Source organism: Hymenobacter sediminicola, from assembly GCF_014250515.1.
Lineage (GTDB): Bacteria > Bacteroidota > Bacteroidia > Cytophagales > Hymenobacteraceae > Hymenobacter > Hymenobacter sediminicola.
The window spans coordinates 3,483,653-3,504,552 of sequence record NZ_CP060202.1 but is presented as its reverse complement, the minus strand read 5'-3'; the positions used below and the strand labels follow the sequence as shown (position 1 = coordinate 3,504,552).

19 protein-coding genes are annotated in these 20,900 nt (G+C 57.7%); 13 read left to right on the top strand and 6 right to left on the bottom strand.

All coding sequences use genetic code 11. The features are described from left to right. Positions 1-124 precede the first annotated feature (124 nt). The 3 genes from hpt to obgE all read left to right on the top strand — a co-directional run bounded on the left by hpt (position 125) and on the right by obgE (position 2,652). Positions 125-664: a hypoxanthine phosphoribosyltransferase gene (gene hpt, locus H4317_RS15005; protein ID WP_185887385.1), complete on the top strand. Its 540-nt coding sequence runs from the start codon at positions 125-127 to the stop codon at positions 662-664. A gap of 118 nt (positions 665-782) precedes the next feature. Further along, positions 783-1,406 carry an adenylate kinase gene (locus H4317_RS15000; protein ID WP_185887384.1) on the top strand — a complete coding sequence of 208 codons (624 nt, stop codon included), beginning with the start codon at positions 783-785 and terminating at the stop codon, positions 1,404-1,406. A gap of 169 nt (positions 1,407-1,575) precedes the next feature. Then, positions 1,576-2,652, top strand: a complete 1,077-nt coding sequence (gene obgE / locus H4317_RS14995) for a GTPase ObgE (RefSeq protein WP_260625692.1) — start codon at positions 1,576-1,578, stop codon at positions 2,650-2,652. A gap of 25 nt (positions 2,653-2,677) precedes the next feature. Here the strand turns inward: obgE and H4317_RS14990 are convergent, their stop codons facing one another. Continuing rightward, a complete protein-coding gene (locus tag H4317_RS14990) occupies positions 2,678-3,049 on the bottom strand; it encodes a hypothetical protein (RefSeq protein WP_185887383.1) in 372 nt (123 codons plus the stop codon). Positions 3,050-3,282: 233 nt separating this feature from the next. Between H4317_RS14990 and H4317_RS14985 the strand changes: the two genes are divergently transcribed. The 8 genes from H4317_RS14985 to H4317_RS14950 all read left to right on the top strand — a co-directional run bounded on the left by H4317_RS14985 (position 3,283) and on the right by H4317_RS14950 (position 10,585). Further along, entirely contained in the window at positions 3,283-3,879 is a 597-nt protein-coding gene (locus tag H4317_RS14985) for a nucleotide exchange factor GrpE (RefSeq protein WP_185887382.1), read from the top strand. Between the two features lie 114 nt (positions 3,880-3,993). After that, on the top strand, positions 3,994-5,133 hold the full coding sequence (gene dnaJ / locus H4317_RS14980) for a molecular chaperone DnaJ (RefSeq protein ID WP_185887381.1): 1,140 nt from the start codon (positions 3,994-3,996) through the stop codon (positions 5,131-5,133). 229 nt (positions 5,134-5,362) lie between these two features. After that, positions 5,363-5,869 (top strand): RNA polymerase sigma factor, encoded by a 507-nt coding sequence (locus tag H4317_RS14975; protein WP_185887380.1) that lies wholly within the window; start codon positions 5,363-5,365, stop codon positions 5,867-5,869. 86 nt (positions 5,870-5,955) lie between these two features. Then, complete coding sequence (locus tag H4317_RS14970; protein ID WP_185887379.1) at positions 5,956-6,504, top strand: hypothetical protein; 549 nt, start codon at positions 5,956-5,958, stop codon at positions 6,502-6,504. Positions 6,505-6,638: 134 nt separating this feature from the next. After that, positions 6,639-7,577 carry an ABC transporter ATP-binding protein gene (locus H4317_RS14965; RefSeq protein WP_185887378.1) on the top strand — a complete coding sequence of 313 codons (939 nt, stop codon included), beginning with the start codon at positions 6,639-6,641 and terminating at the stop codon, positions 7,575-7,577. A gap of 21 nt (positions 7,578-7,598) precedes the next feature. Then, complete coding sequence (locus H4317_RS14960) at positions 7,599-8,939, top strand: ABC transporter permease (RefSeq protein WP_185887377.1); 1,341 nt, start codon at positions 7,599-7,601, stop codon at positions 8,937-8,939. A 144-nt stretch (positions 8,940-9,083) separates the two neighbouring features. Continuing rightward, a complete protein-coding gene (locus tag H4317_RS14955; protein WP_260625691.1) occupies positions 9,084-9,923 on the top strand; it encodes a ChaN family lipoprotein in 840 nt (279 codons plus the stop codon). A gap of 26 nt (positions 9,924-9,949) precedes the next feature. Continuing rightward, positions 9,950-10,585: a hypothetical protein gene (locus H4317_RS14950; protein ID WP_185887375.1), complete on the top strand. Its 636-nt coding sequence runs from the start codon at positions 9,950-9,952 to the stop codon at positions 10,583-10,585. A 40-nt stretch (positions 10,586-10,625) separates the two neighbouring features. On the opposite strand, the gene H4317_RS14945 is transcribed toward H4317_RS14950, so the two are convergent. Continuing rightward, positions 10,626-12,227 carry a glycerol-3-phosphate dehydrogenase/oxidase gene (locus tag H4317_RS14945; RefSeq protein WP_185887374.1) on the bottom strand — a complete coding sequence of 534 codons (1,602 nt, stop codon included), beginning with the start codon at positions 12,225-12,227 and terminating at the stop codon, positions 10,626-10,628. Between the two features lie 119 nt (positions 12,228-12,346). Between H4317_RS14945 and H4317_RS14940 the strand changes: the two genes are divergently transcribed. Continuing rightward, positions 12,347-12,778, top strand: a complete 432-nt coding sequence (locus tag H4317_RS14940) for a GNAT family N-acetyltransferase (protein ID WP_185887373.1) — start codon at positions 12,347-12,349, stop codon at positions 12,776-12,778. Between the two features lie 44 nt (positions 12,779-12,822). On the opposite strand, the gene H4317_RS14935 is transcribed toward H4317_RS14940, so the two are convergent. Both H4317_RS14935 and H4317_RS14930 read right to left on the bottom strand, forming a co-directional pair. Continuing rightward, a complete protein-coding gene (locus H4317_RS14935; RefSeq protein ID WP_185887372.1) occupies positions 12,823-15,021 on the bottom strand; it encodes a penicillin acylase family protein in 2,199 nt (732 codons plus the stop codon). A 115-nt stretch (positions 15,022-15,136) separates the two neighbouring features. Then, on the bottom strand, positions 15,137-15,490 hold the full coding sequence (locus H4317_RS14930; protein WP_185887371.1) for a HesB/IscA family protein: 354 nt from the start codon (positions 15,488-15,490) through the stop codon (positions 15,137-15,139). 269 nt (positions 15,491-15,759) lie between these two features. Between H4317_RS14930 and H4317_RS14925 the strand changes: the two genes are divergently transcribed. Next, entirely contained in the window at positions 15,760-16,296 is a 537-nt protein-coding gene (locus H4317_RS14925) for a DUF7935 family protein (protein ID WP_185887370.1), read from the top strand. Between the two features lie 91 nt (positions 16,297-16,387). Here the strand turns inward: H4317_RS14925 and bshA are convergent, their stop codons facing one another. Together bshA and H4317_RS14915 are read right to left on the bottom strand one after the other, a co-directional pair. After that, positions 16,388-17,530, bottom strand: a complete 1,143-nt coding sequence (gene bshA / locus H4317_RS14920) for an N-acetyl-alpha-D-glucosaminyl L-malate synthase BshA (protein ID WP_185887369.1) — start codon at positions 17,528-17,530, stop codon at positions 16,388-16,390. Between the two features lie 151 nt (positions 17,531-17,681). Next, positions 17,682-20,636, bottom strand: coding sequence for a serine hydrolase domain-containing protein (locus tag H4317_RS14915; RefSeq protein ID WP_185887368.1), 2,955 nt, complete (start codon positions 20,634-20,636; stop codon positions 17,682-17,684). Positions 20,637-20,900 lie beyond the last annotated feature (264 nt).

Genomic DNA, 20,900 nt, shown 5'->3' with positions numbered 1-20,900 from the left:
TTCAGCGGCCGAATGTAGGAGGTAGCCAGTAAGCAAAACCGGGTAAGCCGCCTTCCCACGCCAGGAGGGCGGCTTTTTCTGTTACCTTTGCCTGCCCGCTCACCCACGGCCCAACCCAATTCGGATGAACCCGGACCATATTTCACTGCACGGCAAGCAGTTCGAGCCCTACCTTTCGGCTCAGCAGCTGTCGGCCAGTATTCAGCAGCTTGCTGACCGCCTCAACCACGAGTATGCTGGTAAGCAGCCCATTCTGGTGGCCGTTCTGAACGGCTCGTTCATGTTCGCCGCCGACCTGATGAAGGGCCTGAGCATTCCCTGCGAAATCACCTTTATCCGGGTGGCATCTTACCAGGGAACCAGTAGCACCGGCACCGTGCAGGAAGTACTTGGCCTCACCGAAGAGCTGCAGGGCCGCCACGTCATCATCGTGGAAGATATTGTGGATACCGGCCACACCATGCGGATGCTGCTCGACAATCTGAGTGCCAACCAGCCCGCTTCGCTGGAGGTAGCTACACTGTTCCTAAAGCCCGAGTGCCTGCAGCACGAGCTGCCAATTCGCTACGTCGGACTCAGTATTCCCAACGATTTTATCGTCGGGTATGGTCTTGATTTTGATGGCTTAGGCCGCAACTACCCCGACGTTTACAAAGCAGTATAGGAATTGTGCAGCCGGCGGCGTCAGCTAAAACCTGCCCGCGTCCGTAGAGGCTTTCCTATTCGTTGCTTATCTTTCCAGAACCCACTTCTTTTCTTCCCCGCGTAACACTTCGCTCCCCATGCTGAATCTCGTGCTCTTCGGCCCGCCCGGCGCCGGCAAAGGAACGCAAAGCCAGAAGCTGATTGCCCGCTACAATCTGGTGCACCTCTCTACCGGCGACCTGCTCCGCGCCCAGATTACTCAAGGCACTGAGCTTGGTCTGCGTGCCAAAAAGCTCATGGACGAAGGTCTGCTCGTGCCCGATGAAGTGGTAATTGGCATGATTGGCTCCGCCCTGAAAGATAACAAGCAGGCTGCCGGCTTCATTTTCGATGGTTTCCCGCGCACCGTACCGCAGGCCGAAAGCCTCGACCGACTGCTGGCCGAACACGAAACCAACGTATCGTGCATGGTGGCGTTGGAAGTGGATGAGCAGGAACTGGTAACGCGCCTGCTGGAGCGCGGCAAAACCTCCGGCCGCCCCGACGACCAGAACGAAGACAAAATCCGTAAGCGTGTGACGGTGTACAACACCGAAACCGCCCAGGTAGCCGGCTACTACGCGAAGCAGCAGAAATTCCACGCCCTGAACGGTATTGGCGCCATCGAAGACATCTTCAGCCAGATCTGCGGCATCCTCGACAAACACGCTGCCGCAGCACCTGCCAGCAGCAAGCAGGCGACCGACGAAGTAAAAGCGTAACTTTGCGATTCTAACTCGCACAACTCTGTCATCCTGAGCCTAGCGAAGGACCTTACCGCATCAGAACGGGCCATTCTAACAATGGCTGTTTTGCCGGGGTAAGGTCCTTCGCCTTTGCTTTAGTACGCCGAAAGCTCCGCCTGACAGATCTTTTTTCACGACGCACAGCATGGCTTCCAATAATTTCATCGACTACGTCAAAATCAACTGCCGTTCGGGCAAGGGTGGGGCAGGCTCGCACCATTTCTTCCGTGCCAAAGGCCTGCCCAACGGTGGACCCGATGGCGGCGACGGCGGCCGCGGCGGCCACATCATTCTGGAAGGCAGCTCCCAACTTTGGACGTTGCTACACCTGCAATACCAGAAACACTTAATTGCCAAAGCCGGCGAAAACGGAGGCGAAAACCTGCGCACTGGTGCCCAGGGCGACGACATCATCATTCAGGTGCCCCTCGGTACGGTAGCGCGCGACGCGGAATCCGGCGAAAAGAAGCTGGAAATCACGGAGCACGGCCAGCGCCTGATTCTGACGCCCGGCGGCCGGGGTGGACTCGGCAACGACCATTTCAAATCGGCTACCAACCAAGCCCCGGCCTACGCCCAGCCTGGCGAGCCCGGTATTGATGAGTGGGTGATTCTGGAGCTGAAACTACTGGCCGACGTGGGCCTCGTGGGCTTCCCGAATGCCGGCAAAAGCACGTTGCTGTCGGTGGTGTCGGCAGCCAAGCCCAAGATTGCCGACTATGCCTTCACGACACTCACGCCAAACCTGGGCGTGGTAGCGTACCGCGACTATAAATCCTTTGTAATGGCCGATATTCCGGGCATTATTGAGGGGGCAGCCGACGGCAAAGGCCTGGGTACGCGTTTCCTGCGCCATATTGAGCGTAACTCCATCCTGCTGTTCATGATCAGCTGCGACTCGCCCGATATCAACGGCGAGTACGAGGTGCTGCTCAATGAGTTGGAGCAGTTCAACCCGGAGCTGCTGGACAAGCAGCGCCTGCTGGCCATTACCAAATCCGACATGCTGGACGAGGAGCTGGAAGCCGAAATCCGCGAAACACTGCCCACCGACCTGCCAACAGTCTTTATTTCCAGCCTTGCAAATAAGAACATCCAGAAGCTGAAGGACCTGATCTGGGAAGAACTACAGAAAGTCCATCGTGATGCGCCGGAATCTACGCGCGCCGGCTACATGGCTGAGGACGACGAGCAGGAAACCCCGGATGAACTGCCGGCATAAAGTGGAGGTGCTGCCGCTTTCGGCCTCAGAGTGAGTTTAGAAGCGGCAGCACAGTCAGTGTCACGCTCAGGATGCCATATGCCAGTAGTGCCCGCACCGGCGTACGCCTCCGCATGGCCTGCACGAAGGCAAGGCCTGCCGGTAGCAGCAGCACCCAAGCCAGCAGGGCGGAAGTGGCATAGGTGTTGGCCGTGCGATAGTGCTGCCCGCCTTCAGCGAGCATGGCTTCTGAACCGAAACTGTAACTGCCAATAGTGGCAGGATCGGCTATGATGCCAATGGTCAGCCATTCACTAAAAAACAGGCTCCAGAAGCTGAGAAACAGAAAAATCCCAGGCAGCAGTGCCCACCACGAAACGGGTTTTGCTGCAGTCTTAGGTGAGGCAATTGGCTTCATCGGGGTAAGAAACGAAGTGTTGTGCTCCGTTGCAAGTCTGGTCTGGTTGAAAAGCTGCTACCCTGAAACGGCCATACCTATTGTGGTTTTGCGCCACTGCGTCTGAACTAACTGCGTAAGTTCTATGGTTTCCGTGCCACAATGGCAGCCGGTAACGCTTTGGCAAACTCCTTGTAATCCGCAAAGGCTCTATGTCTTCCCGATTCAACCCATTCCGACGATTTCAAGCGAAAATGGCTGACGATAAAAACACGCAACCCACCGACGACACGCAACTCGACCAGAACGGTGCCCCCGCTGACCACGTGGCCGGCGAACTGACCGAAGAGCCTAATGCCCCCGAAATAGGGGAAGTAGAAGGTTCGGAAGGCGCTCCGAAAGCTGCTAGCTCGAAGACCGATGCCGAACTAGCCGACCTCAAAGACAAGTATCTGCGCCTGGCGGCTGAGTTTGAGAACTACAAGCGCCGCACTACCAAGGAGCGCGCCGACCTGTTTAAGAGTGCCAACCAGGAGCTGATGGTAGCCCTGTTGCCCGTACTTGACGATTTCGACCGGGCACGCCACCACACCAAGGACACCGACGATGCCAACGCTGTGCGCGAAAGCATCGACATCATTCATAGCAAGCTCCAGAAAACGTTGAACCAGAAGGGCCTCGCTCCGATGGAAGCGAAAGGTGGTGCTTTCGACCCTGACCTGCACGAGGCCATCACGCAGATTCCGGCACCGTCGGAGGAGCTGAAAGGTAAAATTGTGGACGAAGTAGAGAAAGGCTACTACCTCGGCGACAAGGTAATTCGCCACGCGAAGGTGGTGCTAGGACAGTAATTGTCATGCTGATGAAGGACGCCTCTTATCATGGCTGCCTTCATCGAAATAAAAGAGTATAAAGCGGCGCAGGCATGATAAGGCCTTTCGCGCCGCTCAGGATGACAAACCAGTATGGCAACGAAGCGAGATTATTACGAGGTGCTGGGCGTAGCCAAAAACGCGGCCGCGGATGAGATTAAGAAGGCGTACCGCAAGGTGGCCATCAAATACCATCCCGATAAAAACCCCGACGATCCTTCGGCTGAAGACAAGTTCAAGGAAGCTGCGGAGGCCTACGAAGTACTGTCGGACCCCAACAAAAAGGCCCGCTACGACCAGTACGGCCACCAGGGCATGGGCGGCAACGGCGGTGGCCCGAACATGGAGGATATCTTCTCGCAGTTCGGCGACATCTTCGGAGGCGGCGGTTTCGAGGGCTTCTTCGGGGGCGGAGGCCGCGGCCAGGGCGGCCGGCGTGTGCGCAAAGGCTCCAACCTGCGCATCAAGCTGAAGCTGGACTTGGAAGAAGTGGCCAACGGCGTCGAGAAGAAGATCAAGGTGAAGCGCTACGTGGCGTGCAACACTTGCTCGGGCACCGGTGCCAAAAACGGCACTGACCTCAAAACCTGCGGCACTTGCAACGGCCAGGGCCAGGTGAAGCGTGTAGTAAACACCATGCTCGGCCAGATGGTAAGCGCATCTACTTGCCCTACCTGCGAAGGCGAAGGCAAAGTAGTGACCAGCAAGTGCGACGTCTGCCACGGCGACGGCCGCCAGCTGCACGAGGAAGTTATTCCGATCAATATTCCGGCGGGGGTGGCCGAGGGCATGCAACTGAGCATGAACGGCAAAGGCAACTACCCCGAGCGGGGCGGCGTGCCCGGCGACCTGCTTATCCAGATTGAAGAGGAGCCGCATGAGCAGCTCAAGCGCGACGGCAACAACATCATGTTCGAGCAGTACATTTCGTTCGTGGATGCCGCGCTAGGCGCCAGCATTGAAGTGCCGACCATTGAGGGCAAGGTAAAAATCAAGGTGGACCCCGGCACGCAGCCAGGCAAAATCCTGCGCCTACGCGGCAAGGGCATCAAGGACATCAACGGCTACGGCCGCGGCGACCAACTCATTCATCTCAGCGTCTGGACGCCCAAAAACGTGACCAACGAGGAGCGTGAGCTGTTGGAAAAGCTGCGCGACGCCCGCAACTTCACGCCCAACCCCGGCAAAAACGAGAAAGGTTTCTTCGAGAAAGTGAAGGAGTATTTCCAGTAGGCCGCGCCGCAAGGCAGACGTAAAGTTTGTAGAAGTAGAAAGCCCGCTTCCCGTATCTGGGGAAGCGGGCTTTTTTGTGGTTGGGTGCAGGCGTTGAGTACCTTATTATTCAAAAATCAAAAAATAAGGTACTCAACTGCCAGCAGAGAACCCCAGCGAAAAATATATGTGCGGCCGGCTGTAATGCTGGGCGAGAAGCGCCGATATATTCTGCAAACTTCCCCACCGTATGCCTGCTGCTCCTCTCACGCCGGACTTCCTCGCCACGCTGAACCAGTTTCAGCCCTTGCTGCGACGGGTAGCCCGCATGTACTGCCCCGACGCCGATGACCAGCAGGACCTCTACCAGGAAATAGTGCTGCAGCTATGGCGGGCGTGGCCGCAGTATCAGCCCGGAGCCGCCAAAATCAGCACGTGGCTTTACCGGGTAGCGCTGAACGTGGCCATCAGCAACCTGCGCCAGCGCACCCGCCACCCTACGCCCGAGCGGCTGGGCCCGGCACTCCCTGAGGTGGCGCTACCGCCCGACTCTGGCCCCGATGCCGACGACCTGACTGAACTCTACCGCGCTATCGAGCGGCTCTCCGACGTGGAAAAGGCCTTCGTGCTGCTTTATCTGGAAGAGCGCACCTACGAGGAAATGGCTGACATTCTAGGCATCACCCAAAACAATGTGCGCGTGAAAATGCACCGCGTGCAGGACAAGCTTCGCCACCTGCTAACCCAACCCGCCTGATGGAACTCAACGACTTTCGCCGGCAGTGGCAACAGCAGCCCACCGGTACCTCTGAATCGGATTTAACCCAACAAAAACTTAACGCTATGCTTGCTAATCAACCCGCTACCCCCGTCAGTGAAATGCTGCGCAATGTGCGCCGCGACCAGCGTATCATCTTTCTGATCATCATTCTGAACGTGGGCAATATCACAAACCTAAGCCGACGGCACATGCAGGGCGGAAGTCTGGTATTGCTGGATGTGGCGGTGGCCCTGATGATTCTGTTTGCCTCGTGGTACGTGTACCGGCAGCGGCAGCTCATCAAGCAGCTCCAGCAAGGCGACGGCGCCACGTACGGGCACATTCGGGAGTCGATCCGGCAGATGCGGGCCCTGATTAAGAACAAGAGCTACGTGGCCATGGCGTTTCTGGCGACGGTGCTTCTGGCCGTGGCGTATGGGCAGCAGGAAGCTATTCTGGCAAAACTGCACGCCGGTACGGTCGACTGGCCTATTGTAACGCTTGGGCTGACGATGTTTGCCGGCATAGCGGCCGCGCTGCTGTACATGGGGCGGCGGCGGCAGCAGCGCCGCTACGGCCAGCACCTCGACCGGCTGGAAAGTGCGCTGCACGAACTAGGTGAGCCCAGCTAAGACAAGAGCACAGGGCAGGCAGTTTGGGTGGGGTATAGTGCCATTCAGCCCCGGTAGTTTGCAGCTTGAGGAAGATTTCGGTGACTTCTTTATGCGGTTCCTGTAATATTACACCACGACCATTCCTTTCTTCCATGACTCCCATTCTCCAAGCCATCAATGTGCGCAAAGCTTACGCAGCGCACGTTGCCCTCGACGACGTGAGCCTCGACATTCCGGAGCGTAGTATTTTCGGACTGCTTGGGCCCAACGGAGCCGGCAAAACGTCTTTGATCCGCATCATCACCCAAATAACCGGAGCCGACGAAGGAGAAATCCGGGTGCGGGGCCAGAAGCTGCACCCCGGCCACATTGCCGAAATCGGCTACCTGCCCGAGGAGCGCGGCCTGTACAAGAAGATGAAAGTGGGGGAGCAGCTGCTGTATCTGGCCCGGCTGAAAGGCCTGACCCGCACGGACGCCACCCAGCGCATCAAAAACTGGCTGGAGCGCCTCGACATCAAGGCCTGGGCCGAGAAAAACGTGGAGGACCTGAGCAAAGGCATGCAGCAGAAGGTGCAGTTTATTGCCACGGTGCTGCATGAGCCAAGTATCATCATTCTGGATGAGCCCTTCTCCGGTTTCGACCCTATCAACGCCAACCTCATCAAGGACGAAATCCTGAAGCTGCGCGACAACGGCGCAACCATCATCTTCAGTACGCACCGCATGGAATCGGTGGAAGAGCTCTGCGACAACATTGCTCTCATCAACCGCAGCAAAAAAGTGCTGGACGGCTCTGTGCGCGACATCAAGAATACGTTCAAAACCCAGACCTACGTGGTGGAAGGCAAAGGCCGCCCCATTGTGCTGCACCCCGATTTTGAAGTGCTGGAACACCACGAGCGGGAAAATGGCCACTTCTACGACATCATCCGGCTGCACGAGGGCACGTCGTCCAACGACTTGCTGCGCTACCTCATCGGGACAGTAGAAGTACATGCCTTCCGGGAGCTGATTCCGAGCATCAACGATATTTTCATTCGCCGGGTGCAGGAAACTATGCCCGAAAGTCTGCTGGAAGCCACTGTTTAACCCGCTGCCTCTTCACTCATCATGGACAAGATTCTCCTCATATTCCAGCGCGAATACCTGACGCGGGTACGCAAAAAGAGCTTCATCATCATGTCGCTGATTGGGCCGCTGCTCACGGTGGCTTTGTTTGCCGTACCGGTGCTGATTGCCAAGATGTCGGATAGCGGCAAGGTGGTGGCCGTAGCGGATGCCGGTGGGCTGTTCGCCGACAAACTGCCCGAAGACAAGGACGACATCCGCTTCGTCCGCGCTTCGGCTGACTTGCCCACCGCCAAGGTGGAGTTCCAGAAAGCCAAGTACGATGCCTTGCTCTACGTGCCCAAGCTGGATCTGGCTACGCCGGATGGCTTCCAGGTATTCTCGCGCAAAGGTTTGGGCATATCGCTGCAGCGCGACATTGAGCGGGCCGTGGAAAACGCTGTGGAAACCCAGCGCCTTACCAAAGCAGGCCTCGACCGAGCCGTGCTGGACAACATGAAGGCCGATGTGGATCTGCAAACCATCAGTCTCAGCGAAGACGGCGAGCGAAGCTCCAGCACTGGTGTTAGCACTGGAGTAGCATACGCCTGCGGCTTCTTGATTTACATGTTCATCTTCATCTACGGCATCCAGATTATGCGCGGCGTGATGGAGGAAAAGACCAACCGCATTGTGGAAGTGGTGATTTCCTCCGTAAAGCCCTTCCAGCTGATGATGGGAAAGGTGATGGGCATTGCGGCCGTAGGCTTCACGCAGCTGGCGCTGTGGGTGCTACTTTCCATCGGTATTACATCGGTAATGGCCGGCTCCATAAGCCCCGATAAAATGGTGGAGAACCGGGTAGAGCGAATGAATACCGCTGCCGGCACTGCTACTGTTACTACTACCACGAAGTCCAAGGACGCCAAAGCCGAGGGCAACAAAATCATGCTGGCGCTCAAGCAGGCCGACCTGAACGTACCGCTGATTGTCGGCTGCTTCCTGTTCTATTTCCTGGGCGGCTACCTGTTCTACGGCGCGCTGTTCGGAGCCATTGGCTCGGCTGTGGATAGTGAAACCGATACTCAGCAGTTTATGCTGCCCGTCACGATGCCGCTGGTGCTCACCTTCGTCGTGTCGCAGGCTGTCCTCACCACCAACCCCAACGGCTCCGTGGCCTTCTGGATGTCGATGATTCCGTTCACCTCGCCCATTGCCATGATGATGCGCCTGCCCTTCGGCGGTGTGCCCATGTGGCAGCTGGGCCTTTCTATGCTGCTGCTGATAGCCGGCTTTATCGGTACTATCTGGCTGGCGGCCCGCATCTACCGCGTGGGCATTCTGATGTACGGCAAGAAAGTAAGCTACGGCGAGCTGTCGAAGTGGATGTTCTACAAAGGCTAAGCCTCTAGCTCAGCCTTTGAGCAAAGCAGGCCCCGGTAGTTGCACCATAGCAGCTGCCGGGGCTTTCTGTTACCTTGCAGCCCGCCTCACCCGGTTCCGATAATGACACAAAAACTGCTTCTATTCCCCCTGTTGCTTGTGCTCATGAGCTTCACGCTGAAAGCCGATGACAAGCCCGCCTACCGCCTGTTTACGGCCGCCGGCAAAGCCACCAGCTACGACAAAATGCTGAAGGAGCTGGCCACGGCCGATGTCGTGTTCTTCGGGGAGCAGCACAACGACCCCATTGCGCACTGGCTGGAGCTGCAGCTCGCCAAAGACCTGCTCCGCCTGAAGCAGGGCCAGCTGGTGCTGGGGCTGGAAATGTTTGAGCGCGACGTGCAGCCCCTCGTAGACCAGTACACCACCGGCGAGCTGGACGACAAAGCCTTTGAGGAGCAAAGCCGCCCCTGGCCCAACTACGCCACCGACTACAAGCCGCTGCTGCAACTGGCCCGGCAGCAGAAATTCCGGGTGGTGGGCACCAACGTGCCGCGCCGCTACGCCTCGCAGGTCGCGAAGGGCAGCCTCACAGCCTTGGAAGCTCTGCCCGCTTTGGAAAAAGCGTGGATAGCCCCGTTGCCGATGACCGTGGACTTTGAGCTGCCTGGCTATAAAAACATGGCGAAGATGTTCGGCGGTGACGCTGCCCATGCGGCCGGTGTGCAGAACATTATTCAGGCTCAGGCCCTCAAGGATGCCACCATGGCTCACTTTCTGAACCAAGCCCGCCCGGAAGGCCACCTGCTGCTTCACTTCAACGGCGCCTACCACTCCGACAACCACGACGGCATCTTGGCCTATCTGCGCCAGCAAAACCCGAAGCTGAAAACGCTTACCATTAGCACCGTTTCGCAGGAGCAACTGGGCAAGCTGGAGAAAGAGCACGAGCGGAAAGCCGATTTTGTGCTGGTGATACCGGAAGACATGACCAAGACGTATTAGCAGTTCCTGTCCTTATTCGTTCCGCTATGATTTCGACCCAATACCTCACTGCCTTGCCCGATGCTGCTGCTCTGCAGCGCCTCTGCCAGTCGTTGGCTGTCCTCGACGCCATCAACTCGCAGGATCCCGAATACCGCTACTACACCTACAACCCCAACTGGGACGAAAACGAAGCGCTATTCGAAATGAGCGACGGGGAAGGCGACCAGATGGTGGTGCTGTTCCGGCCGGAAGGATGCTGCATCAACGGCTTCCTCTCCGAGTACGAGCAGCCCGACAAAGCACAAGTGACGCGCGGCCTGCCGGCGGCATTTGATGAGTTTATGTTCGGGGAGCCGGTCAGCTCTATCGGCACTACGTTCTGCCTGTGGTATACGCCCGCGCACGGCTGGCAGACCGGTGTGGTGGAGGCCGAAGACGACGGCTCCGAAGAGCTGCTTTACATCTTCGACGGAAAGCCCGAAACCTACGCCGACTGGGCCAACGAATACTTCATCGACGAAACCGACCGGGACCCAATAGATACTGAAGCCGTGGCCCGCATCTACCAGCACGAGCCGTTGACCCGTAGTCTGGTGCAGGAGCTGATTGAGCCGCTGGAAGACTGGCCCCAGCTGGAAGCCGACCTGCAACAGATAGGCTACCCCTACACTTTCAACTAGGCGTGCTGCCTGGCGTTACCTTGTGCGGTAATGTTGGGGGTTACGCCGGTACTGATGTGGGCAGGTACTGTTGGGCCAGCTGTGTAAAATCCGTCACCTGCTGTTCCTGCCAGGCTATGCTGTGGCCCAGTTCCTGTGCCAACAGGATGGCCACCAGCGGCGCCACCCGAATAGCGGCGCGGGCATCTAGAAACAATACCCGTACGCGGCGTGCCAGCACATCTTCTACCGTCCGGGCCATTTCGTAGCGGGCTGCCCACACTACTTCGGCTTGCAGAAACTCCAGACTGCTATCCAGCTTCTTGCCCAGCACCGGCTCGTTGGTAATCAGCTGCTGCAAAGCAGGTAGGTCGGAGCCATACACATACAGGTGGTTGGAATAGTCGGAGGTGGGGTAGGCGCCATGGATGCGCAGCTGGGAGGTCTGGCAGGCTGCCGACGGCAACTTGCCTAAGGCAATAGCCTTGTCTACCGTATCCTGGCCCATGCGGCGGTAGGTAGTCCATTTGCCTCCCGTGATAGTAATGAGGCCCGAGGCAGACACCAGTATTTTGTGGCTGCGCGAAATTTCCTTGCTCTGCTCGGAGCCGTTGCGGGGTGCCGCCAATGGCCGGAGGCCCGCGAAGATGCTCAGTGCGTCGCTGCGCTGGGGCGGGCGGGTAAGGTAACGAGCAGCCGTGCGCAGGATAAAGTCTATTTCTTCCTCCAGCGCCAGTGGCTCTTGGCGGCGCTCTTCCAGCGGTGTATCGGTAGTGCCCAGCACTATCCGGCCGTGCCACGGCACCGCAAACAGCACGCGGCCATCCTCCGTTTTGGGTATCATCAGAGCAGCCTCACCAGGCAGAAACGACTTGTCCAGCACGATATGCACGCCTTGGCTCGGCCGTACCAGCGTTGGGGCACCGGGCTCATCCAGCTGCAGAATATCGTCTACGAAGATGCCTGTGGCATTTATCACGGCTTTGGCCCGCAGCTCGTAGCTGGTACCCGTTTCTTGGTCGGTGGCTACTACTCCGGCGACTTGGCCCTGGCTGTCTTTCAACAGCCTACCTACCGAGAAGTAGTTGAGGACCGTGCCTCCATGTTCTACAGCCGTCTGGGCTAGGTTGATGGCCAGTCGTGCATCATCAAACTGCCCGTCGTGGTAAAGTACGCTGCCCTTCAGGCCCTCGGCTTTCAGGCTACCCAAGCGGCGGAGCGTTTCTGCCCGGTTCAGGTGCACGGAAGCCCCGAAGCTGCGTTTTCCGGCCAGTAGGTCATACAGCTTCAGGCCAATAGTGTAGAAAGGCCCGCCCCACCAGTCGTAGTTGGGAATGATGAAATCTTGGTTTTTGACTAGGTGAGGCGCGTTTTTTAGCAATAGTCCTCTCTCATACAGCGCCTCACGCACCAGGGCCACGTCGCCTTGCGCGAGGTACCGGACGCCGCCGTGTACTAGCTTGGTGCTGCGGCTGCTGGTGCCTTTGGCAAAATCTGCCTGCTCCAGCAGCAGCGTTTTGTAGCCCCGGCTGATTCCATCCAGCGCTACTCCCAGGCCCGTGGCCCCGCCACCAATCACCAACAAGTCCCAAACGGGCTGTGTGCTCAGCTGCCGCACGAGCTGCTGCCGTTGGAAAAGGTATTGAGGCTGGGTTTGGGGCATAAGCGAAAAACTAGATGCGGCCAATAGGGCCGACATGCACACCTGCGTCAACGGATTGCGAAGGAAATAGATAATATTAGCCCCAGGCAACCTATACTACAACCCCTGCTTTCCTGCCCATGCTATTCCGAGAAGCCACCCTCCTGGACATTCCGCAGCTCACGGAGGTGCGGCTGTCGGTGCAGGAAAACCGCCTCTCTAACCCTGCGCTGGTCACGCTTCAGGACTACGTCGAATACCTCACGCAACGCGGCAAAGGCTGGGTGTGCGAAATAGAGGGGCACATTGTGGGCTTTGCCATTGCCGATTTACGGGGTCACAGCATTTGGGCGCTATTTGTGCAGCCGGAATTTGCGGGACGTGGAATTGGCAAAAAGCTGCACCAGCTGATGCTGGAGTGGATTTTCGCGCAGAGCGCCCAACCTGTATGGCTTAGTACAGCGCCCGGTACGCGGGCCGAGGAGTTTTACCGCCGCCAAGGCTGGCAGCAAACCGGCCTGACTAAGAGCGGAGAGGTGCGCTTTGAAATGACAGTGGAAGCCTACCGATAGGCTGTTAGTCCTCTGCTCCGTTTAACGTGCTTATTTTTGCGGCACTACTGCCCCGGCGAATACGTCCGCTCCGCGTGCTTCTTCACATCTTCAGGATAGAAATATACTTCCTTGAAGTTCTCCTCCGCATATAGCCCCGCCTGATCCGTGAAATGCGGAGAAGCAGGGTTGTTGCTGTTGCCGCCGGCCAGTACGGAGCGAGCCTTGATACGCGGCCCGAACTCTACCACCGCAATAAAACTGTTGCCGACGCTGCCATAGCGTTTTTTGGTGCCGGGATAGGCGCGGGAACCAAAAGCCGCCAATGAGCCCCAGGCTGAGGACGTGAAGGCGACTGGTAAGCTGGGCTTTTGGTCGTCGTAGGTTTCCTGGATGTTGCCTGTGAGGCGCTGGAAGCGGTTTACTGCGCCCCAGGGCATCTTCCAGGTGCCAAAGTCACGGGTTAGCTCATCAAGCGTTTCCTGCAGAGCCACTAGTTTTTCTTGAGGTGTGGTGTTGGCAATGGTGAAGGCAGTGAGGCTTATATAGTCCAGCGGCTGGTTAGCGGCGGCGCGGGCACGGGCTAGGCGCTGAATCTTCTCACCCCAGTACGTAGCCAGCGTCTGGCCCACAGACGCTGTGCTGTAGCGCTTGTCCCAGACTTGCAGAACCTTCATGGCTTCTACTACGTCACCCTCCGGCGGATTGGAGCTGTCCAGTACAAACTGGAAGTCCTTGAGTAGTGCCGGAAGCAATGCTTCGAAACCAGCCAGATACGGGTCTTTGGCCGCCGCAATCAGCGTATCAAGCGTAAACACCGGCTTGCTGCTAAGTACGCGCACGGCATTGATGCCCCGGTAGTTTTCGGCGTCTGGCGCCATATATGTCGGGTAGTTGCTCCTGGCCGGGCTGCTGGGTCCGGAAACTGTGAACGGCGTGGCATTACAATTCTGAATCCAGCCGCTGGCCGGGTTTTTCAGCTGTACCAAGTCGTCCACCTTGTGCAGGCCCTGCCAGTCGGTTTTGGGGTTGCTGCCATCCACGGGCCGGTTCCAATCGAATTGTGAGTCTCGCCGGGGCATGAAGTTGCCGTGCCAGTAGGCAATGGTGCCTTTGCTGTCGGCAAACACCGTGTTATTGGAAGCATTGCCATTAAGCTTCAGCGTTTCCCGAAAGCTGGCATAGTCGGTGGCTTTGGTGCGCAGATAGGATTGTTCCAGCGCCGCCAATGGCGTATCCATCATGCGCACCGTCACCCACTTCGTGTCGGCCTGCTGGCCTACTACCGGGCCGTGGTGGGTGCGGTAAGTAGTGAACTGCTTGCGCCCTATTTTACCGTCAGCTTGCCGATACGGAATGGAGATGGGAGTGACTTGCACCGGCCGCAGCTGCTTGCCGTAGCGGTAATAGTACTTCCCATCCTTCTGCTCAATGGTTTCCAGATACTCATCCATCGAGTCGGCCTGGCTTGACGTGTGCATCCAGCCGCAATGCTCGTTGAAGCCCTGATACACGAAAAACTGTCCCCACGTCACGGCACCATAGGCGTTCAGGCCGGCTTCACTGCGCATCTGCACCTCCGGCCGGAAATAGAACGACGTGTGCGGATTGATGAGCAGCAGCGCGTGGCCGCTGGCGCTTTTGGTCGGCGCCACGGCAAACCCATTAGAGCCCACCGGTTCCCGCTCCGCCCGTTCAAAGTCGGGCTGCTGCCAAGATGTGGATTTGCGGTTGGTGTAGAAGTTTTTCAGCCGCTCCAGTGGCACCACGCTGATGTTGCCACCAATGCTGCCCTCACTGAACATGAGCGGCATCCAGGGCTGAAAGCGGCGCAACAGCTTGGGTTGCACGGTAGGGTGGGTATGCAGGTAGTAGTTGGTACCGTCGGCAAAAGCATTAAGCAGTTGCTTCATCCAAGCCGGGCTTTTCTTATACAGACTGATGGCCTGGGTGCTGTCCAGGAACAGCCGGGCCCGTAAATCGTGGTAAATGACTGATTCGCCTTCCACTTCTGCCAGTCGGCCAATGGCGTCGAGGTAGTTCATTTCTACCCGCGCAAAATCGTCTTCGCACTGCGCATACAGGAGCCCAAACACTGCATCAGCATCGGTTTTTCCTTGCACATGTGGTACGCCCCAGGTGTCGCGCGTGATGGTTACCTGCTGTGCCTGCTGTTGCCAGCGGGCTATTTCTGCCGGGCTAAACACCTGCGCCTGGGCGCTGATAGCAACTAACAGGAAACCGAGGGTAAGGCTAGAACGCATCAGCAGGAAGTAGGAGGGAAGGCTAAAAATAGTCAGCCTTAGGCATACAGCGCCCTAAACGCAAAAAGCCCCGGCCGGAGGGCCAGAGCTTTGGGTTTTGCTATGCGAGGATGACTTAGGCGGAGAACGAGGAGCCGCAGCCGCAGGTGCTCTTGGCTTGAGGGTTGTTGAAGACGAATCCGCGGGCGTTGAGGCCATCCTGGAAATCGACTTCCATACCCAGCACATACATGGCGTGCTTCTTATCCATGATAAGCATCACACCCTCGATATCGAAGGTTTCGTCCTGCTCCTTGGGCTTATCAAAACCCAGCAGGTAGCTCAGGCCTGAGCAGCCACCACCCTGAACGCCTACGCGCAGGCCGTATTCGCCGGGCACGTTTTTCTCGGTCAGAATAGTGCGAACCTCCGCCAGAGCGCGGGAAGTGAGGCTTATGGGAGCAAGTTTCGTGGAGACGGCCGTTGCCATAGTGTGTTCGTGTTTAGGAAAGTAAGGCGACAAAGATACGAAGCCGGAAGAGGAGTTTCATTACGGCCGGTATCGGAGTCGTTGCGGCTATAACAGCAGTTGCCCGCTGGCGGTTCACACAGATTTTCGGCCGCTTCTTAGCTACTACTGAATCAAGTCTGGTTCGGCAGCGTGCACCATCAGCGCCGCTTGTTTACCTTCGCTCTTCGCACGCATTACAGTTTCTCCTTACTTACTGCCGCCGTAAGGCTGGCCGCTCCGCCTTTCGCATGGATTCCACTGCCTACATTTTCGATCTGCTCAAAATTCTGCTGCCTGCTCTGTTGGTAGCTGGTTCCATCTTTTATCTGATTCGGCAATACCTGGAAAAGGAACAACAGCGCCGCCTGATTGAGCTGCGGCTGGAAAGCTCTAAAACCACGCTGCCACTACGCTTGCAGGCGCTGGAGCGCGTAACGCTACTGCTGGAGCGCATCACGCCCAACAACATGCTGGTACGCCTGAGCAGCGCCGGCCAGACCGCGCCCGAATACCACCGGTTGCTGATACAGGAAATTCGGGCTGAATATGAACACAACCTCAGTCAGCAGCTCTACATGAGCCCCGATACCTGGAGCGAGGTGAAAGCGGCCAAAGAACACGTGCTGACTACCATCAACAAAGCGTACCACGGCCTACCGCAGCCCCAGCAAAGCCGTGGCACCGAGTTGGCCAAGCGCGTACTAGAAACCCTGATAAACGAGGAAACCGACCCAACGGAGCGCGCTCTGTTGGCCGTGAAGCGCGAGGCTTTCGGACTATTTTAAAGTTCTACAGCCACCTTACCTAACTGGGCCCCTGGCATCCGTGCGGACGCCAGGGGCCCAGTTAGGTAAGGTGGCTACGGCAGTTGAATCGTTATACCGCAGCGGCAGTCAGCACGGCGTCGATGGCGCGCTGGTAACATGCTTCATAGAGCGGTACGATGTTCTCAACGGCAAACGTTTCGGCGTGGGCGCGGGCAGCGGCTTTGAATCGGGGCAGGTTCTCGTCTTCCAGCACATAAAGCGCATTTTTGACCATGTCGGCCACGTCGCCGATTTCACTAACCATGCCCGTAATACCGTGCTGGTTCAACTCCGGAATGCCGCCGGCATTGGTGCTGATGACGGGTACTTCGCAGGCCATGGCTTCCAAGGCCGCCAGCCCGAAGCTTTCCTTTTCCGAGGGCATCAGAAACAAATCCGCAATACTGAGGACTTCCTCCACCGCTTCCAACTTGCCCAGAAACCGCACATCCTCACAGTGGCCGATTTCGCGGCATAGCTTCTCGATGCGCGGCCTGTCGGGCCCATCTCCGACAAGCAGCAGCTTGGCAGGTGTTTGCTTGCGCACGCCGGCAAAGATGTTTACCACATCATCCACACGCTTCACGGAGCGGAAGTTGGAGGTATGCACCAAGAGCTTTTCGCCGTTGGGCGCAATGGCTGCCTTAAAATGGGCTTTGTCCTGCTTCTGGAAGCGGGCCAGATTGATGAAGTTCGGAATAACTTCAATGTCTTTCTCGATGGCGAAATACTCATAGGTCTCGCGCCGCAGATCCGCCGAAACCGATGTCACGCCATCCGACTGGTTGATGCTGAACGTCACGACGGGCTCGTAGCTAGCATCTTTGCCCACCAGCGTAATGTCGGTGCCGTGCAGTGTCGTGACTACGGGAATTCGGATGCCGCGCGTGAGCAGAATCTGCTTGGCCATGAAGGCGGCCGAGGCGTGCGGAATAGCGTAATGCACGTGCAGCACATCCAGCTTCTCATTCTGCACAATGTCCACCATTTTCGAGGCCAGCGCCAGCTCATAAGGCGGAAACTGAAACAGCGGATACGGTGGAATATAGACCTCGTGGTAGAACAGATTCTCGTTGAAGAAGTCGAGGCGAACCGGCTGGCTGTAAGTGATAAAGTGCACGCGGTGGCCGCGCTGGGCCAGGGCTTTGCCCAACTCAGTGGCTACTACGCCGGAGCCGCCAAAGGTGGGGTAACAGACAATGCCGATGTTCATGGGTGGAGAGAGTTTGCCGTTCAGAAACGGCCCGTGATTCGGGTCGGGACGGAGAAGGACACAGAAAAAGAAAATTGGCGGCAAGTCATCGGGGAAGATGTCCTGCCGCCAATTGCGGATCAAAGGTTAAGAAAAAGAGTCAGACAACAGGTCATGTCTTTTGCAGCGACTTGTAAATAACGTCGTGAATACGGGTGCGGATGTTGTACTGGCGCAGCTTGTTGTTGCCAGCATCTGGGTACACCCGATTGGAAAGAAAGATGTAGAGGATTTTGTTTTCGGGGTCCATCCAAACGCAGGTACCCGTGAAGCCCGTATGGCCAAACGTACTAGCCGGCGACAGGTTGCTAGTCGGGCCTTCGGGTTTGGTTGGGTCGCCGTGGTCCCAGCCTAGGCCGTGGCGGTTGCCGGCTACCGTGCTACGCGCAAACTCCGTTACCACCGGGTTCTGGAAGTAGCGCAGGCCGCCATAGCGTCCGTTCTGCAGGTTCATCTGCATCAGAATAGCCAGATCGTTTGCATTGGCAAACAGGCCGGCGTGTCCGCCCACGCCGCCCACCAGCGCGGCCGTCTGGTCATGCACGGTGCCTTGCAGCTGGGTACGGCGGTAGTAGGTGTCGTTTTCGGTGGGCGCGATGCACGACTGCGGGAACTTAGACAGGGGGTTGTAGGTCATCGTTCCCAGCCCCAGCGGCTTGTAGAACGTCTTGTCTAGGAAGTTCTCAATCGGTTCGTTGAGCAGCTTTTCGGCCAGGCGCTTCAGAATGATAAAGCTCAGGTCGCTGTACTCAACCGGATATTTGCCCTTCACTTTAGGCAGCAGGCCGGAGCGCTGTACCCAGATCCACACCGAGTCTTCGGCAGTACGCACGCTGAAAAGTTTGGGCGTTACTTCATTAGGGAAGGCGGCTTCGCTGGTGCTGGCGTAGAAGGTAGGCTTGGGGCCGGTTTTGGTGATGGTTTTTTCCCAGGTCGGAATGCCGGCTTTCAGGCCCGCCTGGTGCAGCAGCACCTCACGCACCGTCATATCCTTCTTGTTGGTCTGTTTCAGCTCCGGCAGGTAAGCGGCCACCTTGTCGTCTAGGTTCAGCTTGCCTTGATCCTTGAGGTACATGATGGTCTGGAGCGTGCCAGCCACTTTGGTAACCGAAGCCAGGTCGTAGAGCGTGGAGTTGTTCACAGGCTGCGACTTATCATAGGTGCAGTAGCCGTAGCTCTTATCGAACACCACGGCACCGTTTTTGGCCACCAGCACTTGGCAGCCGGGGGCCGCCGCATACGCCACCGACTCCAGCGCAATGTTGTCAATCTGGGTCAGCACTTTCGAGTCCAGTCCCTCGCTTTCCGGCGTAGCGTAGCGCAGGCGGCGGAAGTCGGGCGTGGGCAGGCCGGTACCGGCCAGCAGCTCAGGCGTCACCGTCACGGGCAGGCGGCCCACGGCGGGCAGCGCCCCAAATAGTATCTGTGGCACCACCAGCTGCGAGAAGTAGTTGTCTTCGTAGCCACACACCAGCGTGCGGGCCGAGTCGAGGTACTTCAGCGCGTAGGCATTGCCCATCGTCACGACCACCGTTTTGATGCGCGGGTTAGCCTGCAGCTCCTTAATGAACTTGAGGGCGCCGTCTCCCAGCCCGTAGTTGTGGGTGGGCGTGTTGTTCATGTTATGCAGCGTCACCACCACTACATTGTAGGGGGCAAGGCGCGGCAGAATGCGGGCAAACGTGGAGTCGGGGGCGTAGCGGTTTGCTATAGGATACACCGGCCCGCTCTGGTATTTGCCCATGATTTCGCCCAGTGTGCTGCCTGCGCCTGCGCCTACCGTTACGGTAGCAATGCGCAGCGTGTCGAGGCGGTGGAAAGGGAGCAGGTCCTCATTGTTCTTGACAATAGTAGTGGCATGCTCGTAGATTTCCTGAGCAACTGTGCGGCTTTGCGGCCGGTTCAGGTTGGTCATCAGGTTGGGCACATCCACGCGCTGACGGCGGTTGAGGCCGGCCCAGAACTTAGCCCGCAGAATCTTGCGCACCCGCTGGTCCACATCTTCCTGCACCAACTTGCCGGCCGCTAGGTCTTCCTTTATTTTCTGGATGGCCACCGGCACATCTTCCGAGAAAAGCAGGACGTCGTTGCCGGCCAGCAGCGCCAAAGCGTCCAGTTCCCCGGGTTTGTAGAGGTTGGCTACGCTCTTCATGTTGAGCGCATCCGTGAAAACCAGCCCTTTGTAAGCCATTTTCTCCTTCAGCAGCCCCGTCACCAAATTCCTGGAAATGGTAGCCGACACCGAGCGCACCGTGTCAAACAGCGGCATGTACAGGTGGCCTACCATCACGCCCATCACGCCCGCCTGAAACGACTGCTGAAACGGATACAGGTCCATGTTGGTCAGGTGGGCCAGGTCGGAATTGATAACCGGTAGGGCCACGTGCGAGTCCACATCGGTGTCGCCGTGACCCGGGAAGTGCTTCACAACAGCCACGATGCCGTGGTCCTGCAGCCCACGGATATAGGCTACGCTGCGCTTGGCTACCTGCTCTTTGTTCTCGCCAAAGGAGCGGTTGCCGATTACCGGATTGTTGGGGTTGGAGTTGATGTCGACGACGGGCGAGAAGCTAATGTGCACGCCCAACGTTTTCATCTTGAGGGCAATTTCGCGGCCCATCTGGTACACGTACTGCTCGTCGTCCATGGCGCCCAGCGTCATCTGCTTGGCGAAGTGCATGCTGGAATCGAGGCGCATGTCGAGGCCCCATTCGGCATCCATGGCAACAAGCAGGGGCACTTTGGCAGCAGCCTGGTAGCGGTTGGTCAGGTTGGCCTGCCGGCGGGGGCCGCCTTGCAGAAACATCAGCCCACCAATGTTATAGTTCTTGACCAGAAACTCCGTGTACTGCGTGTGCTTCTTATCCTTGTTGGAATAAGCCGCCACCATAAACAGCTGCCCCAGCCGCTGGTCGGGCGTGAGCGAACTGAAGACACTGTCCACCCAGTTCTGTTCGGCCACAGAGCGTGGACGAGCCGCATCGTCGTAGGGCACGGCGGAGGTGATGAGTAGACCCGTGGCGGCCAGCAGCAGCAATAAGAGTCTAATCCGAAATTCCTTGAGCATAGGCCCCCGTGTGGTGTCTGGCGATAAGTGGTGAGGTTGAACGCAAGCGGATTTCGACCTACTTTTGTTCCCATTCGGGGCGGGAAATAGGGTGGTCCGGCGGGCCCGGCCGCAATGGTAGCGGGCCCGAGGCATCCGGTCTTCTGCTCTTTCCAACGTACCAACCCGGGAGCCCGGCCGGCACAACGCACACGAATGTTGGCCACAAACTTACGGAGAAATTCCCGGCATTGGTTGGCATTTCAACGAGCAAGTCCAATTGCT

Bases quoted from the DNA above. Each gene is read 5' to 3' on its own strand.
- H4317_RS14935 (WP_185887372.1), bottom strand. From the start codon at position 15,021: ATGCGTTCTAGCCTTACCCTCGGTTTCCTGTTAGTTGCTATCAGCGCC.
- H4317_RS14970 (WP_185887379.1), top strand. From the start codon at position 5,956: ATGCTTGCTAATCAACCCGCTACCCCCGTCAGTGAAATGCTGCGCAAT.
- H4317_RS14925 (WP_185887370.1), top strand. From the start codon at position 15,760: ATGGATTCCACTGCCTACATTTTCGATCTGCTCAAAATTCTGCTGCCT.
- H4317_RS14950 (WP_185887375.1), top strand. From the start codon at position 9,950: ATGATTTCGACCCAATACCTCACTGCCTTGCCCGATGCTGCTGCTCTG.
- H4317_RS15000 (WP_185887384.1), top strand. From the start codon at position 783: ATGCTGAATCTCGTGCTCTTCGGCCCGCCCGGCGCCGGCAAAGGAACG.
- H4317_RS14965 (WP_185887378.1), top strand. From the start codon at position 6,639: ATGACTCCCATTCTCCAAGCCATCAATGTGCGCAAAGCTTACGCAGCG.
- bshA (WP_185887369.1), bottom strand. From the start codon at position 17,530: ATGAACATCGGCATTGTCTGTTACCCCACCTTTGGCGGCTCCGGCGTA.
- H4317_RS14990 (WP_185887383.1), bottom strand. From the start codon at position 3,049: ATGAAGCCAATTGCCTCACCTAAGACTGCAGCAAAACCCGTTTCGTGG.
- dnaJ (WP_185887381.1), top strand. From the start codon at position 3,994: ATGGCAACGAAGCGAGATTATTACGAGGTGCTGGGCGTAGCCAAAAAC.
- H4317_RS14955 (WP_260625691.1), top strand. From the start codon at position 9,084: ATGAGCTTCACGCTGAAAGCCGATGACAAGCCCGCCTACCGCCTGTTT.
- H4317_RS14940 (WP_185887373.1), top strand. From the start codon at position 12,347: ATGCTATTCCGAGAAGCCACCCTCCTGGACATTCCGCAGCTCACGGAG.
- H4317_RS14930 (WP_185887371.1), bottom strand. From the start codon at position 15,490: ATGGCAACGGCCGTCTCCACGAAACTTGCTCCCATAAGCCTCACTTCC.
- H4317_RS14960 (WP_185887377.1), top strand. From the start codon at position 7,599: ATGGACAAGATTCTCCTCATATTCCAGCGCGAATACCTGACGCGGGTA.
- obgE (WP_260625692.1), top strand. From the start codon at position 1,576: ATGGCTTCCAATAATTTCATCGACTACGTCAAAATCAACTGCCGTTCG.
- H4317_RS14985 (WP_185887382.1), top strand. From the start codon at position 3,283: ATGGCTGACGATAAAAACACGCAACCCACCGACGACACGCAACTCGAC.
- H4317_RS14975 (WP_185887380.1), top strand. From the start codon at position 5,363: ATGCCTGCTGCTCCTCTCACGCCGGACTTCCTCGCCACGCTGAACCAG.
- hpt (WP_185887385.1), top strand. From the start codon at position 125: ATGAACCCGGACCATATTTCACTGCACGGCAAGCAGTTCGAGCCCTAC.
- H4317_RS14915 (WP_185887368.1), bottom strand. From the start codon at position 20,636: ATGCTCAAGGAATTTCGGATTAGACTCTTATTGCTGCTGCTGGCCGCC.
- H4317_RS14945 (WP_185887374.1), bottom strand. From the start codon at position 12,227: ATGCCCCAAACCCAGCCTCAATACCTTTTCCAACGGCAGCAGCTCGTG.